Below are 16,879 nucleotides of genomic sequence, written 5' to 3' on the forward strand. Positions count from 1 at the left end.
ATGATTACCAAAATCAATATAAACCTTTGCTCTTTGAAGTGTTTGAATAACTTCCTTTCTACTCATATTTATCAAAGGTATAAACTTTATGTTTTTAGCTGCAGAAATTATTTTTCTTGTAAAAGAAAATCCTTTTTGAGGATTGTATGCTACTATATTTTCTTTTTTGGTTAAATCTGTTTGTGTTTTTAAAAAGTTTTCATTTAGATATTCAGATAAATAATACAAAGGTTTCAAACTATCAAACCACTTCATTCCTCGATAAGAATTGGTCATATAAAAATCTGCAAGTCTTAATAAAGGATCTTTTTTATAATCATATTTATTTATAAGCTCACTTAAAACTTTCTTTGAGGTTCTGTCAAAGTTTAATAATGGTTTACCAAACACGATTCTTGATATTTTATTTATCACTCTTATATTAAAAAAATCTTTTATTGTTAACTTTTCTAGATAATAATTATCTACACTTACAAACCAGATACCTTTTCTTATATTTTTGAAATTTGAGGATAAAGATAGCTCTTTTTTACCTTCATAATAGATTAAAATATTTTTATAATTGTCTTCATTGATTGGAATTTCCAATACATAAGGAACATTATACATTTCATATTCAGAATGTACTGGAGTTTTGAGTTTATTACCATTAAAGTTATAATAATACATAAAAGTTTCTACTTTCAAATTATTTATAAAATGATAAGCAAGCTGATGTAAAAGTTCTGGCCCACCTGTAGCAAAATTTGCAGGGCAAGCAATATAAATTTTAGTATCTGAATAAATTTCAACGCTCATATTTATCTATTTCTTTACAATAATCCACTTTAGGTTTTTTAATAAAACTATCAATACTTGCTTTTATATTTACATGCCAAACTTTCAGAGGTAGTTTAGGTGTCAATAAAATCGTCTTTAATAAAAGATAAATATATCTATTTTTATAATGGAGTTTATAAATCCATAGCCAGTTCCTCACATTATAATAAAATCTCCAATCATATACTCCAGAAGAAGAATAGTTGCTTTTTGTTTTATGTATAACAATGCTGTCTTTAACATATAAACCAAAAAAACCGTTTTTTGTTATTCTTAATGTATATTCAACATCATCTGCCCAAATAAAAAATTCTGTTATAGGCAATCCAACAGCTTGTACAATTTCCCTTCTAATTAAAATTGACACAAAGCTGGCCGATTCTACTAATAAAACATCTTTTTCTTCAAAAAAGTTAAATGGTATTCCATTAACAAGTGGTTTAACTGCTGGTATGTTCATTATATGTGGAGTTTTATTGGTCCATAATACTTTGCTGCATAAAAACCCTATTTTACTTCTATCAAATGCTTTAATTTTAGATATTAGACTTTCTAAAGCTGTTTCTGTTGGAATTCCATCATCATCCATTAACCAAAGCCAATCATAACCTTTTTCATATCCCCTTTTAACTCCTTCATAAAATCCACCTGCTCCACCGGTGTTTTCATGCATTCTGACATAGTGTAGTTTTATATCTTCCATATTGGTTAAGTTTTGAATGGTAAATTCTTTTGCCCATGGTTCTTTTAAATTTTGAGGTGGCAATTCACTTATATAACCTTTTTCCAATAGTAACTCTGGAGTTTTGTCAGTAGAAGTGTTATCTATAAGATATATTCCTTGTATAGGTCTCGTTTGCTTTTTTAAAGCTTCTAAACATTCAATTAGTAAATCTTTTCTGTTATAAGTAACCACCACTGCACAAACGCTATTGCTCATCTTATTCTCTCCTCAAACACTTCTAAAGCTCTTTTTATAACATCATCCATGTCATAGTATCTATACTCTGCTAATCTGCCTAAAAGTATTAGGTTATCAAACTTCCCTGCTTCTTCTCTATATTTATTATAAAGCTCTTGGTTTTCTTTAGTAAAAACAGGATAATATGGTATATCTATATTTGGTTGATATGATTTTGGATATTCTTTCAAAATTGTAGTTTTATTTGTCATTATTGGATGAATATGTTTAAATTCGGTTATCCTTGTAAAATCATAGTCGTTTGGATAATTTACAACTGTTACCTCTTGATAGAATTCTTTTTCTATTGTTTCAAATCTTAACTCTAAGCTTCTATAAGGCAGATATCCATATTTGAAGTCAAATATCTCATCTATCATTCCAGTAAAAATTAGCTTCCCTTTAAATTCTTGCCCCATAAAGTATATTTTCTTGTTTGCATAATCTATATCAATTACTTCTTTAAAGTCTGTTTTTAGCATTATCTTGATTTTTGGATGGTTTAACATTCTTTCAAATATTTTTGTATATCCTTCATTTGGTATGGCCTGATATTTGTCTGTAAAATATCTGTTATCTTTAGTTATACAAATTGGAACCCTTGCTGTTACTTGTGGGTCTATATTTTCTGGTTTTAATCCCCATTGCTTTGCTGTGTAGTTTTTAAATATCTTATCATATACATAGTTTGATAAAAACTTTAAATCTTTATCTTCCTCTTTTAAAAGTTCTAAAATAGGAACTTTCAAGTTATAGCTATACTTATCAATTAGCTTTCTTTCTAACTTTTCTGCTAAGGATTTAGGAAAAACTTCGAAAAGAGTATTAAGGTTAAAAGGTATTGGAACTTTTTTACCATCTATAAAGGCTAAAACTCTGTGATGATAAGGTTGCCAATCAGTAAAGTTTGATAGATAGTCAAATACTTCTTTGTAATCAGTATGAAATAAATGTGGTCCATATTTATGAACAGTTATATTATTTACGTCTTTATAATCATAACAATTTCCACCTATATGGTTTCGTTTCTCTATTATCAAAACTTTTTTATTCAAAACTTTTGCTATTCTTTCTGCCATTACAGAACCAGAAAACCCTGAGCCGACTATTATATAATCAAACATTTTTGACTCCTAATATTTTTATCCCCTTTGATTCTAAAAACAAAAACATAGATATGGTAATTATCATTTCAGTAATTAAAACAGATATTGAAGTTCCTATATCATTATATATGGGTACCAGGATAATAGCTAAAAATATATTAACACCACTTGCAAATACGATTATATTTGTAAATGCTTTTTTATAGTTAAGAGTAAGCATGGTTTGTACACCAAAAACATTACTTAATCCAACTAAAAACGGTAAGAATGCTAAAATTCTTAAAATAATTATAGATTCTGTGTATTGACTACCTAAAATTATTTCTACAATCAAATTAGCAAGTATAAATATAACTAAAGATATTACAAAACTTAAGCCGCCTATTAAATATGTAATTCTTCTTATAAACTTTATGCCTGCATCCTTCGACTCATTCATTAACTTACTAACATGAGGAAATATTGTTTGCGAGACAGGACTTAATAGCCCCTGAGCAGCTCTTATAATCTTTTCCGCTGCTGAATAATACCCTACTAGAATATTATTTGTAAACAATCCCAAAATAAATGTATTTGATGTAGTATATAAACTTATAGCTACTGTAGAAATAAATATATACCAACCTTCTTTTAGATGAAACTTTACCTTCTCAAAATCGGGCATTCTAAACTTTATTCCAAAGTCTTTAAATACTATCCACAATGCTAAAACGCCTGCAACTATAGATCCTAAAGAACTCAATATCGGAACATATAAAAAGTCAGAAGCGTTTTTCACAAAAATAAATATTGATATAGTAAATATAATTCTAGCTAAAATATTTAGAAAAGTAATATACTTCATCTTTTCCATTCCCTGGAAAAACCAAACAGGAAAAAGCACTTGCCCTATCACCACCCCAAAAGTTAAATAGTAAATAGGCCACTCACTCCTAAATTTATCAAAAGAAAATATTATAAGAGTCATTATAAATAATGATAATATGAGCAACCCAAATTTTATAACTATCACACTACTAAAGATCTCAGATACTTTATCGTTATCTTTTCTATTAATAGATATATCTCTTGTAGCAGACAGATTAAATCCATAATCAGTCAAAACATTAAAATACCCGATAAAGGCTTGCGCAAAAGCTATAAGTCCAAACTTCTCAGGCCCTAAAACCCTTACGAGATAGGGCAAGGTTATAAGCGGCAAAATATAATTTGCTACTTGTAATGTAGAAAGCGATATAAAATTTTCTAATAATCTAGAATGCTTCAAGACTTATATATTGCTTTTTTCAAGATGTGAGCTTTTCTCAGGTATACATTTAACATTTTCTATTACTCTTTTATACACCATTTCAGGAGTTATCAAACTCATACAAATATTGTCCTTACAATTTGACATAAAACACTTTTCACAAGGCACATTAACCTTAATAATACTGACATTATTACATATATCTATAGGCCTAAAAACGTTAAAATCTATCATACCACTATATAATGCAATAGTTTTAATGCCAAGCATTGCGGCAGCATGAGTAGGTCCACTATCAGGTCCGATAAAAATTTCAGCACCCTTTAAGATAGAAAAAAGTTCCATTAATGTCGTTTTGTTGCTCAGGTTTAAAAGATTTTTATCCTGGATCTGGTTATATATTTTTTCTTCATCTTTTGTAACCTTGCCAATTAATACTATAAAATAGCCGTCTTTTAACAACATATCAATAAGTTTTAAAAAGTTTTCTATCTTCCAGTCCTTAGATGAAGCGCCTGTATGACCAACGGCAATAACTATATATTTATTATATTTTACTGGATTTGTCATTTTCAAATCATAATAACTGTCAAGCTTTCTAATCTCTGGAATTTTTATTTGAAAAAAATCTAAAAATTTATTATATGTATTTGTAATATGTTCTCCATATGGATATTCAAGCGCTTTATCAAGCAAAAAGCCACCACCGCCAACATCAAAGCCTATTAGATATTTATATTTTGAGAAAAAACGTATAAATGGTATGAGGTTTATATCTCCTCTTACCTCGAGAACCACATCGGCATCTATCTTAGAAAAGCTTTTCAAGGCAGAAAAAAAAGAGTTATTATCCGATCTGGAATAAATTCTTCTTGGATGCTCTAAAACAATAATCTCGTCTATACCATTAAGATTTGAGGCCAGTTCTACTGTATTTTTATTAATAGCTAAAATAAGCTTTCCTTTAAAATGTTCTCTAATTTCGCTGATCATATGAATACTTAGCAAAAAATCGCCAATATGCCCCATCTGAACAATGCAGATAGATTGAAAGCTATTCAGATCTAAATTGTGAAGATCAGATCTATTTTTACAGAAAAATCTATAACCAAAAAAATCTATAATCTTTTTTATTTTTGTCATCTTAGAATTAGGGTTTAAATATGTTATTTTTCTGGTCAAGAGTTTATCCATTTTGGTTTTCCCATTTTTCCTCTGATGCCATCATAAACAGCAATTAATAGAAATTTGATCCTTTTGAATTTTTGATCGTCATAAACTATAATACCTAATATTAGCCTTAATACGAGATAGAAATTTATAAATAAAAATAAGTAGAAATAAAAGGTTCCAAAAAACTTCTTAATAAAATAAAATCTATTTCTTAGATGTAAACAGGGAGTTTGCAAAAACCTTTTTATATTATTCCTTAAACTCTTTCTCCCAATAAAGCTCTTTATAACCCCCCTGCCCGTGCTTGCGCCCTCTTTATGATACACAAGAGATTTCGAACAACAAAAAATTTTCCAACCGTATTTTTTTGCTCTAAAACAAAAATCATCTTCTTCTACCTGCATAAAATAGCTTTCGTCAAATAGTCCAATTTCGCTTAAACACTCTTTACTTACCATCATACTTGCACCGAACAAAGCTCCCTCGATCTCAAAGCTTTCTTTGAAATTTTGAAAATCTTTAGTGTTAAAGTAGAGCCATTTAAAAGAGTTATTGTTCCAGGGAATTATTTTGTTGCAACCGCATAGGGCCTGAATAGTGTCTAAATTATGGTAATATAATATTTTTGAACCAACCAACCCAATTTTAATATCTCTATTAAATACGTCTAAGGCATAATTAAGAGCATTACTATCTACAACTGTATCATTATTTAAAAACCAAAAAAAATCAGCATCGCCCTTCTTTAGTGCATACTTAATTCCCAGGTTATTCCCGAAAGAAAAGCCGCCATTATAACTAGATTGTATAAAAATTAGACCTTCGTCATTGAGTGCTGACTCATTTTCAAACTCATCATCTCTATACAAGGCATACTTTAAAGGTTTAGTAATGAAGGGAAAAGAAAGCTTTTTAAGAGGATTTTCAGGGTCTATCAAAACATCCAATTTTCCTTCAGCCCATAATTTCAGATATTCAATCGAATTGTTTAAAGAATTATTATCAACCACAATCACCTGAAAATCTTTAAAATTTAATTTATAGAGACTCTCTAAACACTCAATCGTGTCATACCAGTTATTGTAGTTAACCAATATTATATAAACTTTCAAGAATGAAGCCTCATATGTCCTAAAGAATAAATTAAATTAGAAGACTTTGCATCTAAAGAATATTGAAAAAACCTATTTATAGCCTTAAACAATACCAGATCTCTTTTTAAGTAAGTTAATTTTTTGCTCCCCTAATTCCCAATAAAGTCCTTACTACTCCAGGAGTTCCTGGGGGCACCAGACCCACCCTATCACCTGGCTTGATTTTTTCTCTCAATCCACAGGTATTATGGTTTATAAAGATTGCCTCAACTTCATCTTCACTGAGGTTTAACATTTTTAGCAGCTGATAACCGTCAATCTCTCTGTCAAGCTTTATAATATAGGGTTGATCCCAACCTCTGTCCTTAAATAACTTATAAAGACCTGCAAATGCCCTTATTTCAATAAAATAATCCAGCTTCACTCACCTCAAAGTTGTAAAATTATAAAATCGTATAGCTATAGATTATATAACAATTTAAAGATTTTACTATTGGATTTAAAGTTAATTTTGTAAGTTAATATTTAAAAACCTTGACAATAAAATTTAAAAGTGATACTTTAAACTTATAAACAAGCCATGAAGGCTTTTAGCCCTAGAAAGGGTAGCTTTCATGGCTTTTATTTTTTTACATAAAGGGGGTGTAAAAGATTTAGCAATTTTTTGTAATCATTTTTTTGGATTACAAAATTAAAAATTAGAGAGGAGGAGTTAGATGCACATTCCTGATGGTTATTTGAGTCCACAAACATGCGCAGTAATGGGAGCAGTAATGCTTCCTGTTTGGTGGGCATCAGCAAAAAAGGTTCAAAGTACTATTAATAAAAAATATGTACCATTGATGGCACTTGGAGCAGCATTTTCATTTGTAATAATGATGTATAACGTTCCAATTCCAGACGGGACTACTGCTCATGCAGTTGGGGGATCTCTACTTGCAATAATTTTTGGTCCGTGGGCTGCAACCTTGTGTATAACTATCGCTCTTGCAATCCAAGCACTTCTTTTTGGTGATGGTGGCATACTTGCTTTTGGTGCCAATTGTTTTAACATGGCTTTTGTCTTGCCATTTACTTCCTATTTCATTTACCAATTATTAACTAAAAATTCTGAAATAACCAGCGCAAAGCGATATATAGCAGGGTTTATTGCAGGTTATATTGGAATAGTTCTTGCAGCAATCTGCGCAGGCATAGAGTTAGGACTTCAACCGTTATTATTTCATACAGCTGCTGGCGTACCCCTTTACTGTCCATATCCATTAAATCTTGCAGTACCTGCAATGGCATTCGCACACCTGACAGTAGCAGGTCCAGTTGAGGGTGTGGTAACTGCACTTGCAATAAAATATTTACAAATAAGCAATCCAGAAATGCTAAGTATAGAAAAAATTAATGCGCCATCAAAAGCTTTTAGTTATGTAAAATTATGGATAGGAATGGCAATAGTTGCTGTGCTTACCCCACTTGGGTTGCTTGCATCAGGTAGTGCATGGGGAGAATGGGGAGTAGATGAGTTGAAGGAAAAGATCGGATTCGTTCCAGAGGGCCTCGAACAGATGTCTGACAAGTGGCATGCACTTATGCAAGATTATGGTATCCCGGGATTTGACCAAAGCTTTTTCCAATCAGCGATCGGTTACATCACAGCAGCAATAGTTGGTATAATTCTTATAAGTATTGTCACCTATTTATTTGGAAAAATTTTAAAAGGGAAAGATGAAGGAATTCATGAAACTAAATAAAAATAATTGGTGCTTATATGTGTCAAAAAAGCTTAAAATTTAAACTGAAGAAATCTAAAAAATCTACTTTTCTAGAAAAAACAATCAATGAATTAAATAATGTTATAAAAGAAGAATTTATCGCCGGGAAAATAGCTTCCCGGCATGGTCTTTTACAAAATCTTGATCCAAGAATAAACATAATAGCCACTTTACTTTTAATAATTACTGCCAATTTTATTCATCAACCCTTAGTTTTACTATTTTTTAATTTTTGGATAATCTGGTTAGCAAAGGTCTCCCTAGTTCCAATTAGGTCTTTTTTAAAAAGAGTTTGGTTAATTGTTCCCCTTTTCACAGTAGTAATGGTTATACCAACTATATTTAGCCCGTTTTTACCGGGTGAACCATTATTAATTTTATTTCAATTCTCACATCCTATTCAAATTCTTTTTTGGCAAATTCCACCAATAATATCCATCACTAAACAAGGCGTTATGGCTGCAGTAGTACTAGTGCTTAGAGTTGGGATATGTGTTTCATTGAGTTTGCTATTAACTCTTACAACCAAATGGTCGCAGCTTTTAAAAGCCTTAAATAAAATAGGCATTCCAACAGTATTTATAACAATTTTAGAAATGGCTCACAGATACATTTACCTTCTTTTACAAACAACAGTTGATATGTTTATAGCAAAGAAAAGTCGAACTGTAGGACAAACAACTACAGGTGAACAAAGACAGTTTATATCAAACTCAATGTCTATACTTCTTGGAAAAACTTATTTCATAAGCAATGAAGTTTATTCAGCCATGACTTCAAGGGGATATAATGGAAAAGCTTTAACTTTAGCAGAATTTAAATTAAAATTATTTGACTGGCTGTGGTTAGGTTTTATAATAATAGTTTGTCTATTCTTTATTGGAGGAGATTATCTATTTGTTTGGAAATAATGTTGTTTTTAAATTAAAGGATGTAAGTTTTAGATATCCAAGCAATGAAGAAGCCCTATCAAAAATTAATTTAGAAATAAAAAAGGGCGAATTATCAGTTCTTTTGGGTGCAAACGGTTGTGGTAAGTCAACGCTTTTAAAAATCTTGGATGCCCTAATATTTCCGCAAGAAGGAGAATTCTATGCCTTCGAAAAACTTATTACTGAAGAGGCCTTAGCAGACGAAGAATTCTTCTACTCGTTCAGAAGAAGAGTAGGGTTTCTTTTTCAGGAATCAGACGTTCAACTATTCAATCCTACAGTATGGGATGAGGTAGCCTACGGACCTCTTCAGTTAGGTCTAAATAGCTCATCTGTTAGAGAGAGAGTGGAAAGAACTTTAGAAAATTTAAATATGAAACACCTTAAAGATAGACCGCCTTTTAGATTAAGTGGCGGTGAAAGGAAAAAAGAGGCAATAGCTTCTATACTTTCAATTGATCCAGAAGTTCTTTTATTAGATGAACCAACAAATGGTTTAGATCCAAGAACCCAGCGGCACCTAATAAATCTTATAAAAGATTTTCATAAACAAAATAAAACTGTAGTCATATCTACTCACAATTTGGATCTTGTTTACGAATTAGCTGACAAAGTTTACGTCTTCTCTGAAGATCATAAGATAATTGCTTGTGGAACTTCAGAAGAGATCTTAGATAACAAAGAACTGCTTATAAAAGTTAACCTTATTGATGAGCACTTCCACAAACACGTCCACACAGGGGATCACCTTCACTTTCATTCGCACGAATAGCCTTAAGCTTCTAAAACTAGAAAATATAATTACTTTAACACAAAAGAATTAGGTTATAATAATAATTATAATAAAAAGTGGGGTGAGAACTTGAAAGAGTTTGATGAAAGTTCACTGAAAAAGTTTAACGGCAAAGATGAAAAGAGCGTTTATATAGCATACAAAGGAAAGGTATATGATGCTACTTCTAGTAAGCTTTGGAAAACCGGGACGCACATGAATACACATATCTCTGGCAAGGATCTCACAGCAGAGATATCAGCCGCACCTCACGATGAAAGCATGTTAGAAAGACTAAATGTCATAGGAACGTACAATGAAGGTCATCAAGACGAAAGAGTACCCATCTGGTTGAATAATATTTTAGAAGCACATCCAACTTTAAAAAGACATCCCCACCCTATTTCAGTGCACTTGCCATTGGCTTTTATGATGGGTTCAAGTTTGTTTGCATTAATTTTCTTATTTTTCGGTCACGAATCTTTTGAAAGCACTTCCTTTTATCTTTTTACAGCAGGCCTACTTTCTACTATACCCGCAATTTTTACGGGATTATTCACGTGGTGGCTAAACTATAGACTAAGCCCATCCATTCATATAAAATTAAAAATAATCTTTACCGCTTTAGTTGATCTTGATGCCCTCATATTGCTATTTATGAGATTAAACGATCCATCAATACTCTCTTCAATACACACCAGCCCCCACAGCTCAACCTACATCTATCTAATCCTAATACTGCTTCTTACTCCACTTACAGCAGTTATAGGATACAATGGAGGAGAGTTAGCTTTTCCAACTAAAAAATAATATTGGATAAATCAAACAAGTAACTAAGGAGATACAACTTATGAGAATAGAAATAATAGATCCTGATCGTTGTGTAGGATGTGAAATATGCATGCTAGCATGCGTCAGAAGACAGGGATTTGGTGGACTTGCAAAAGCAAAGATTGCAGTACACTCTTCAGGTGGTATGGAAAAGGGCTTTACCGTATTAGTTTGTAGAGCTTGCTTTGATCCACCTTGTGCTGCGGTATGTCCTACGAATGCCCTTGAAGTGAGAAAGGATGGAGGAGTAAACCTAATTTCAGAAAAATGTATAGGTTGTAAAAACTGTGTTGAAGCCTGTACAGTAAATTCAATATTCTGGGATAGTGAAACAAATAAACCAAATATATGTATTTATTGTGGTTTTTGTGCTATGAACTGTCCTCATCATGTACTTTATTTTAACAAGGAATGGGGTAAAAAAGATGTTTGAAGACAAATTTACTCGCGTTCTTTATATAGACTTATCAAAAAAGAGCTTTACAGTAAGATCAAGACGCGATTTGTTTGAAAGGTGGTTAGGTGGAACTGGCGTAGGAATTCAGCTATTAAAAGAAGAATGTCCGCAAGGCACAGATCCCCTTAGTCCTGATAACACAATAATATTTTCAGTAGGACCTCTAACCTCTCTTTATCCTTTAGCATCCAAAACAATAGCTATTTTCAAATCCCCCTTAACAGGCAATTTAGGCGAAAGTCATGCAGGCGGTAGAAGTGCAGTAAGCATTATGATGGCTGGATATGGTGCAATAGTCATTAAAGGCAAATCAGACATACCAGTCTATCTTTCAATTTTTGACAATGAAGTTAGATTTCATGATGCAAGGGCAATATGGGGGATAAAGGATGCAATTACGGTTGGAAAGATAATCAGGCAAAGAGAAACCTTTTCAGGACAAAGAAGCATTATGAGAATAGGCAGAGCTGGAGAAAATCTCGTAAGGTTTGCATCGCTAAATACCGAAACATATAGACACTTTGGAAGATTAGGTTTGGGAGCAGTTTTTGGCAGTAAAAATTTAAAAGCAGTAGTAATAGCTGGAAAAAGAACAATAAACTTAGCTGATCCTAAGGCATATATTAGAGTTTATAAGAAGCTCTTAGATGAAACGACATCCAATCTTATGGAAAAATATCATGATCTTGGAACTGCAGTTAACGTTTTACCACTTCACGAAATAGGTGGTTTGCCAATAGAAAACTTAAATAAAACATCTTATGATGGTGCAAAAGAATTATCAGGTGAAAACCTTGCTCAAAATTATCTAGGGAGAAGAATAGCCTGTACTGGCTGCCCTGTTGCGTGCGTTCACATAGCAACCTTCAGAGATCCACACGAAGAAGAAAAATATTTTTATAAAACATCTATGATCGGCTATGATTATGAACCTATTTACTCGCTTGGAACAATGTTAGGAATTAAAGAGGCAAAGGGCTTTTTAAAATTGATGGACAAAACTGAAAAACTAGGTCTTGATGCTATGTCAGCTGGTGTAGCCCTTGCTTGGGCTACAGAAATGCTTAATAAAAATATTATTTCTGAAAAGGAAACCTTAATTAAATTTTCATTTGGAGATTGGGAGAAATATCTAGATGGACTAGAAAATATTGTATCAATGCCAAATGATTTTTATAAAGCACTCGCAAGAGGAACAAACTATGCATCAGAAATTTATGGGGGTAAGGACTTTGCTCTTAATTTTGGAAAAAATGAAATGCCAGGATATCATACTGGGCCTGCTACCCACCTTGGATGGTTTTTAGGTGCAAGACACAGTCATTTAGACAATGCAGGCTACAGCATGGATCAGAATCTGAAAGGCAACTACCCTGCACCAGAACAACTAGTAGATAATTTAATAGAAGAAGAATCAAATAGACAAATTTTATCAAGTCTTGTTGTTTGTTTCTTTGCAAGGGCTATATATCTAAATTTTGATAACACAATAAATTGTCTAAAAACAATCGGTATAGATCTAACAAAAGAAGAACTCAAGGAATTGGGTAGAGAAATTTACAGACAAAAGATGTCATATAAAACTCAGGAAGGCTGGTTACCAAGTTACTTAGATCTACCAAAAAGGATATTTGAAACCCCAGCTCCTTTCGGAAAGATTTCTGAAGAGTATATGAAAAAGGCAATAGAACACTTTAGAACACGGCTAGAACAAAATTTTAGATAAATACCATAGCTTAATTTATTTTATCTAAGTTAATGGATTGTGATTATAAAAGTTATGTAATTATTTTATTTCTTGAAAAGAACAGGATTTTAAATATTGGAAAATTAGGAAAAATCTTTTTTAAAAGCGGTTTTTACGTTTATTGTGGGTCAGCTAAAAAAAATATAAAGCAAAGGATAAAAAGACACGCTAAAGCTTTTAAAAGGCACCACTGGCATGTAGATTATCTAAGACAGTACTGTAAATTCATTGATTCATTCATAGCAGATGGGACTAAAACTGAGTGTGAAATCTCAAAAAAGCTAAAAGATATATCAGAAAATTCTATTCTTGGTTTTGGATGTTCGGACTGTAATTGCATTAGCCACTTATATTACTTTAATACAAACCCTATTTATAGTATACAATTTCAACATATGATTTTAAACCTATCCATGAAAAGATTGAAAGATTAATCCAAATACTTAATAATTTTATTCAAACACAATTTTATATATTATAAATTTACATATTATTTATGTTATAATTTAGTAATGAAATATATTTCATTACTAAATAAGGGAGGTTGTTATGAATAAAAACAATCTGAACACATTAATTAGACATTTTTCTCCAGCCTGGTACGCATCAGTAATGGGCACAGGTGGTTTTGCAAATGTTTTGTACTTATTAAGTGCTAATTTCATATTTTTAAAAATTATTGCTCAAAGCCTGTTTTTTCTAAATTTATTTCTTTTTTTAGTTTTAATAATTCCATGGATACTAAGATGGTTTTTACACTTTGATAAACTAATAGAAGATCTGAGTCATCCAATCACGTCAAATTTTTTTCCAACAATGCCAGTTGGGGGTCTTGTGCTTGGAACTAATTTCTTCCTAATCGGTAAGGATTTTTTTAGCCATGAAAGCATAATATTTATAGGCAACATATTGTGGTTAAATGGCGTAATACTTTGTCTAATATTTGCCGTCTTTGTAACATATAATATGGTAGTTAAAGAAAAAATAGAACCAGAGTTTATAAACTTCTCATGGTATATTCCTCCAGTTGCAACAATAGTCGTACCTCTTTTAGGAAATATGGTTGCAAGATCTTATATAAACACAAATATAGATTACGCACGTGCAGTTAACTTTACAGATATCATCTTTTTTGGCATTGGTCTTGCCTTATTTATCACATTAAATAGTATACTTTTAAATAGGTTTATAGCCCACAAACTACCAGGATCTGTTGCGACACCCACATTCTGGATAATACTTGGCCCCATAGGAGTAGGAACAGTTAGTCTACTTGGTATAGCAGACGTTTCAGCATCTCTAAAGATAATTGAGCCGGCAGGGCTCATGACAATCAATTTTGTGAGCGCAATTTTTTGGAGCTTTGGTGTTTGGGCATTTTTATTGGTAGTTTTAATAACTCTAAAATATTTAAAAAGCGAAAGAACCATACCCTTTACCCTTTCTTGGTGGGCATTTATATTTCCTCTTGCAGCATATACTCTATCTAGCTTTAGCATATATCAATACTACAAAGTCGACTATGTGTTTTGGTATACAGTGCTTCTTGCAGTGTTATTATCTTTTCTTTGGATTTTAACGTTTGCTAGTTCGATTTACGGAACTTTTAGTGGAAAATATCTATTTCCACAACAGTCTAAGAAATGAACGCAACTAAGGTTAATAAAGCTTTAAAACAACGTTATTTGATTTTTTATAGATGATATAGTTATCATTATATCCTACATATTGACCGTCAGGGGATATTACTTTTCCTGAAGGAAGAAGTTCTATTTCACTATTATATTTAAGTAGTCCAATTTCATTCCTTTTTGGCAAAATTAATACTGAATTTAGATTAACAGGAATTTCTAAATTAATTACATCCCATTTATTAAAGGTTTGATCTGTCTTGCCAAAAAATATTTTTGTAATACTATTATTTATAATTTTTCCAATATAAACTGTGTCGTTAAGACCAACTCCCAAAAGCTCATAACCTTTGTTTAAGAATAAACTACCAATCTTATTTTTAAATAAGTATATCCTACCATCAGCTGATTGAATAAAAATTTCATCTTTGTGTCTTAACTCTAACATCCTATCTATTTTATTAAAGGGTAAATAAACTTGATTAAACTGACCCATAATATCAATCCTATAAAGCAAGCTATCACCAAATTTATTAACAATATTCACGTAAATCATATTCGTTAAGGTAGACAACGTAACATTTCTTACATTTTCGCCTTTTCTAACATATATCTTCCCTACTTCCAAATAATTAAAATTATTAAAATCATAAGCTACTAAAGAAATCTCATATTCATAGCCAAGATTTTTTTTATAAAAGTACAAAATCCTATCTCTATCTGGAAGCCATGTATAATACTCAACTACTCCATCATCTACATAAATAATTTTTTGTAAACTAGATTTTTTAGAATTAAGAACAAAAATTTTACCATCCTTTAAAAAGGAAATGTATTTGCCATCATATGAAGCACTTATATCATTATTGACATCATTATAAATAAGTTTAACATTTATTTTTTCAGGAAGATCTGGGCTATCAGTAATTTGCTTAATATCAATTTTGCCTGAAGTTAAAAAAATGTTATTAATATAAAACAAAAAACAAATCTGAATTATTATAGGGAAAATAAACCAAATTAGGATTTTTTTCTTCATTATATCCTTTAAAATTTACTTAACCATAAAAACTGTTGGCACAGTTCTTTCTCCAAGAGGATTAGAAGGATTATTGATAACTCTACCTTTATAATACATTGTAGTTGAAGAACCTCCATCAAGGTTAGCAGCATTGTAAGCACCATATTTAAGCATAATGTCTTGCACATCTTTAAGAGTAGCACCAACGCTTTCAAGAGCTCTACCATCAATTGTCAGAAATATAACAGTTCCATCAGCTCTTTGACCGATTGCAGTCCTAGGTGCTATTCCCCACCCTCCATCTCCGTTTTTAATCATAGGTTGACCGTTAACTATCAAAGGAGGACCAAAACTAATCGCTTCCTTTATACCTAAACTTTTAATTTCTTGCAAATTAAACCTACCTACTATAAGTCTTCCTTCCGCATCAAACCCTACTATGTCTCTTTTAATTTTGTCATTCACTAGGTCACTATAGTAAATTTTTCCATCATGAATAATTATGCCTTCTGGCACGCCGCCAGTAGCACTCCAGGATCCGTTTTCCATTCCCAAAAAACCACCGGCATTTATAGCAGCAATAGCATTATTTTCTTGAGCAATCTGACTTACAGTTTGTCCTTCTTTTGGAAGAAGCCTTGATACTCCAACTTTAACTCTAGTTGGATCCTTTATTAACATAACCTTGCCCACAAAGTATTTACTTCTAACCTCGTACAACTCAATTGTATTATCATGATGGTTTACAAAGTTGAGTAGATTTGGATTTGAATTTCCAAAAATTACAGAATTTGCTCTCTCCATAATGCTTTTTATTTTTTGCTCTGGTAAAAAAAGTGTAGCAAGGAACTGATGACTAGAAGTAGTCATAGCTGATTCAACCCACATATCCCTAATATTTGAAAAAGGACCATAGAAAACAAGTGCTGGTATCACAATACATGCCAGCACAACTTGAAAACAACAATATAGTATAATTTTTTTTAAACTAAAGTGATATTTAAATATACTCAAAGTATCAATTTTCTAATTTTCAAATTAAATCTCAAAATATTTAAACTAAATATCGGAATTTAATATTATATCCTAAAAATTAATTTTTAATTAAAACCCATTAAGATATCCTTATCTAAAATTGAGAAACTAAAAGATAAATAATAATATATTTATTTTCAAAGCAAAAAAAATCTCCCGGCAACGTCCTATTTTCCCAAATAGTATCGTCGGCGCTAAAGGCTTTCACTTCCGTGTTCGGAATGGGAACGGGTGGGGCACCTTTGCTATGGTCACCGGGAGAAGAAGATTTCTCCTCTCTTCTTC

17 protein-coding genes and 1 rRNA gene are annotated in these 16,879 nt (G+C 31.5%); 8 read left to right on the forward strand and 10 right to left on the reverse strand.

The features are described from left to right. The 7 genes from ACWIUX_RS04605 to ACWIUX_RS04635 all read right to left on the reverse strand — a co-directional run. Positions 1 to 798, reverse strand: a 798-nt coding sequence (locus ACWIUX_RS04605; RefSeq protein WP_448589552.1) for a hypothetical protein, incomplete at its 3' end; no start/stop codon positions are given. After that, a complete protein-coding gene (locus tag ACWIUX_RS04610) occupies positions 788 to 1,759 on the reverse strand; it encodes a glycosyltransferase family 2 protein (RefSeq protein ID WP_448589553.1) in 972 nt (323 codons plus the stop codon). The genes ACWIUX_RS04605 and ACWIUX_RS04610, both read right to left, overlap by 11 nt. Next, positions 1,756 to 2,904 carry a UDP-galactopyranose mutase gene (glf, locus tag ACWIUX_RS04615; RefSeq protein WP_448589554.1) on the reverse strand — a complete coding sequence of 383 codons (1,149 nt, stop codon included), beginning with the start codon at positions 2,902 to 2,904 and terminating at the stop codon, positions 1,756 to 1,758. Before glf ends, ACWIUX_RS04610 begins: the two co-directional genes overlap by 4 nt. After that, entirely contained in the window at positions 2,897 to 4,153 is a 1,257-nt protein-coding gene (locus ACWIUX_RS04620; protein ID WP_448589555.1) for a flippase, read from the reverse strand. The genes glf and ACWIUX_RS04620 overlap by 8 nt, the downstream gene beginning before the upstream one ends. Before the next feature lie 3 nt (positions 4,154 to 4,156). Next, positions 4,157 to 5,329, reverse strand: a complete 1,173-nt coding sequence (locus ACWIUX_RS04625) for a glycosyltransferase family 9 protein (protein ID WP_448589556.1) — start codon at positions 5,327 to 5,329, stop codon at positions 4,157 to 4,159. Next, positions 5,314 to 6,420, reverse strand: a complete 1,107-nt coding sequence (locus ACWIUX_RS04630) for a glycosyltransferase family 2 protein (RefSeq protein ID WP_448589557.1) — start codon at positions 6,418 to 6,420, stop codon at positions 5,314 to 5,316. Before ACWIUX_RS04630 ends, ACWIUX_RS04625 begins: the two co-directional genes overlap by 16 nt. A 115-nt stretch (positions 6,421 to 6,535) precedes the next feature. Beyond that, positions 6,536 to 6,826: a MoaD/ThiS family protein gene (locus ACWIUX_RS04635; RefSeq protein ID WP_448589558.1), complete on the reverse strand. Its 291-nt coding sequence runs from the start codon at positions 6,824 to 6,826 to the stop codon at positions 6,536 to 6,538. Between the two features lie 292 nt (positions 6,827 to 7,118). On the opposite strand from ACWIUX_RS04635, the gene cbiM reads away from it, so the two are divergent. From cbiM to ACWIUX_RS04675, 8 genes are all read left to right on the forward strand, one after another. Then, complete coding sequence (gene cbiM, locus ACWIUX_RS04640) at positions 7,119 to 8,147, forward strand: cobalt transporter CbiM (protein WP_448589559.1); 1,029 nt, start codon at positions 7,119 to 7,121, stop codon at positions 8,145 to 8,147. 17 nt (positions 8,148 to 8,164) lie between these two features. Further along, a complete protein-coding gene (cbiQ, locus tag ACWIUX_RS04645) occupies positions 8,165 to 9,079 on the forward strand; it encodes a cobalt ECF transporter T component CbiQ (RefSeq protein WP_448589560.1) in 915 nt (304 codons plus the stop codon). After that, the gene (locus ACWIUX_RS04650; protein WP_448589561.1) at positions 9,066 to 9,872 is read left to right on the forward strand and encodes an energy-coupling factor ABC transporter ATP-binding protein; all 807 of its coding nucleotides are present in this window, start codon (positions 9,066 to 9,068) and stop codon (positions 9,870 to 9,872) included. Before cbiQ ends, ACWIUX_RS04650 begins: the two co-directional genes overlap by 14 nt. A 90-nt stretch (positions 9,873 to 9,962) precedes the next feature. After that, a complete protein-coding gene (locus tag ACWIUX_RS04655; protein WP_448589562.1) occupies positions 9,963 to 10,682 on the forward strand; it encodes a DUF2231 domain-containing protein in 720 nt (239 codons plus the stop codon). A 40-nt stretch (positions 10,683 to 10,722) separates the two neighbouring features. Continuing rightward, positions 10,723 to 11,136 (forward strand): 4Fe-4S binding protein, encoded by a 414-nt coding sequence (locus tag ACWIUX_RS04660; RefSeq protein WP_448589563.1) that lies wholly within the window; start codon positions 10,723 to 10,725, stop codon positions 11,134 to 11,136. Next, positions 11,129 to 12,886, forward strand: coding sequence for an aldehyde ferredoxin oxidoreductase N-terminal domain-containing protein (locus ACWIUX_RS04665; RefSeq protein ID WP_448589564.1), 1,758 nt, complete (start codon positions 11,129 to 11,131; stop codon positions 12,884 to 12,886). Before ACWIUX_RS04660 ends, ACWIUX_RS04665 begins: the two co-directional genes overlap by 8 nt. Before the next feature lie 32 nt (positions 12,887 to 12,918). Then, positions 12,919 to 13,341, forward strand: coding sequence for a GIY-YIG nuclease family protein (locus ACWIUX_RS04670; RefSeq protein WP_448589565.1), 423 nt, complete (start codon positions 12,919 to 12,921; stop codon positions 13,339 to 13,341). A gap of 115 nt (positions 13,342 to 13,456) precedes the next feature. Continuing rightward, positions 13,457 to 14,554: an SLAC1 family transporter gene (locus tag ACWIUX_RS04675; protein WP_448589566.1), complete on the forward strand. Its 1,098-nt coding sequence runs from the start codon at positions 13,457 to 13,459 to the stop codon at positions 14,552 to 14,554. Between the two features lie 12 nt (positions 14,555 to 14,566). On the opposite strand, the gene ACWIUX_RS04680 is transcribed toward ACWIUX_RS04675, so the two are convergent. The 3 genes from ACWIUX_RS04680 to rrf form a co-directional block, all read right to left on the reverse strand. Continuing rightward, positions 14,567 to 15,577 (reverse strand): hypothetical protein, encoded by a 1,011-nt coding sequence (locus tag ACWIUX_RS04680; protein WP_448589567.1) that lies wholly within the window; start codon positions 15,575 to 15,577, stop codon positions 14,567 to 14,569. A gap of 15 nt (positions 15,578 to 15,592) precedes the next feature. Then, positions 15,593 to 16,495, reverse strand: coding sequence for a phosphodiester glycosidase family protein (locus ACWIUX_RS04685; protein ID WP_448589568.1), 903 nt, complete (start codon positions 16,493 to 16,495; stop codon positions 15,593 to 15,595). A gap of 253 nt (positions 16,496 to 16,748) precedes the next feature. Continuing rightward, positions 16,749 to 16,853: ribosomal RNA gene (gene rrf / locus ACWIUX_RS04690) — 5S ribosomal RNA — on the reverse strand. Positions 16,854 to 16,879: the final 26 nt, after the last annotated feature.

This window comes from Thermodesulfobium sp. (genome assembly GCF_053498235.1).

Bases quoted from the DNA above. Each gene is read 5' to 3' on its own strand.
- ACWIUX_RS04610 (WP_448589553.1), bottom strand. From the start codon at position 1,759: ATGAGCAATAGCGTTTGTGCAGTGGTGGTTACTTATAACAGAAAAGAT.
- glf (WP_448589554.1), bottom strand. From the start codon at position 2,904: ATGTTTGATTATATAATAGTCGGCTCAGGGTTTTCTGGTTCTGTAATG.
- ACWIUX_RS04625 (WP_448589556.1), bottom strand. From the start codon at position 5,329: ATGGATAAACTCTTGACCAGAAAAATAACATATTTAAACCCTAATTCT.
- cbiM (WP_448589559.1), top strand. From the start codon at position 7,119: ATGCACATTCCTGATGGTTATTTGAGTCCACAAACATGCGCAGTAATG.
- cbiQ (WP_448589560.1), top strand. From the start codon at position 8,165: ATGTGTCAAAAAAGCTTAAAATTTAAACTGAAGAAATCTAAAAAATCT.
- ACWIUX_RS04660 (WP_448589563.1), top strand. From the start codon at position 10,723: ATGAGAATAGAAATAATAGATCCTGATCGTTGTGTAGGATGTGAAATA.
- ACWIUX_RS04665 (WP_448589564.1), top strand. From the start codon at position 11,129: ATGTTTGAAGACAAATTTACTCGCGTTCTTTATATAGACTTATCAAAA.
- ACWIUX_RS04670 (WP_448589565.1), top strand. From the start codon at position 12,919: ATGGATTGTGATTATAAAAGTTATGTAATTATTTTATTTCTTGAAAAG.
- ACWIUX_RS04675 (WP_448589566.1), top strand. From the start codon at position 13,457: ATGAATAAAAACAATCTGAACACATTAATTAGACATTTTTCTCCAGCC.
- ACWIUX_RS04680 (WP_448589567.1), bottom strand. From the start codon at position 15,577: ATGAAGAAAAAAATCCTAATTTGGTTTATTTTCCCTATAATAATTCAG.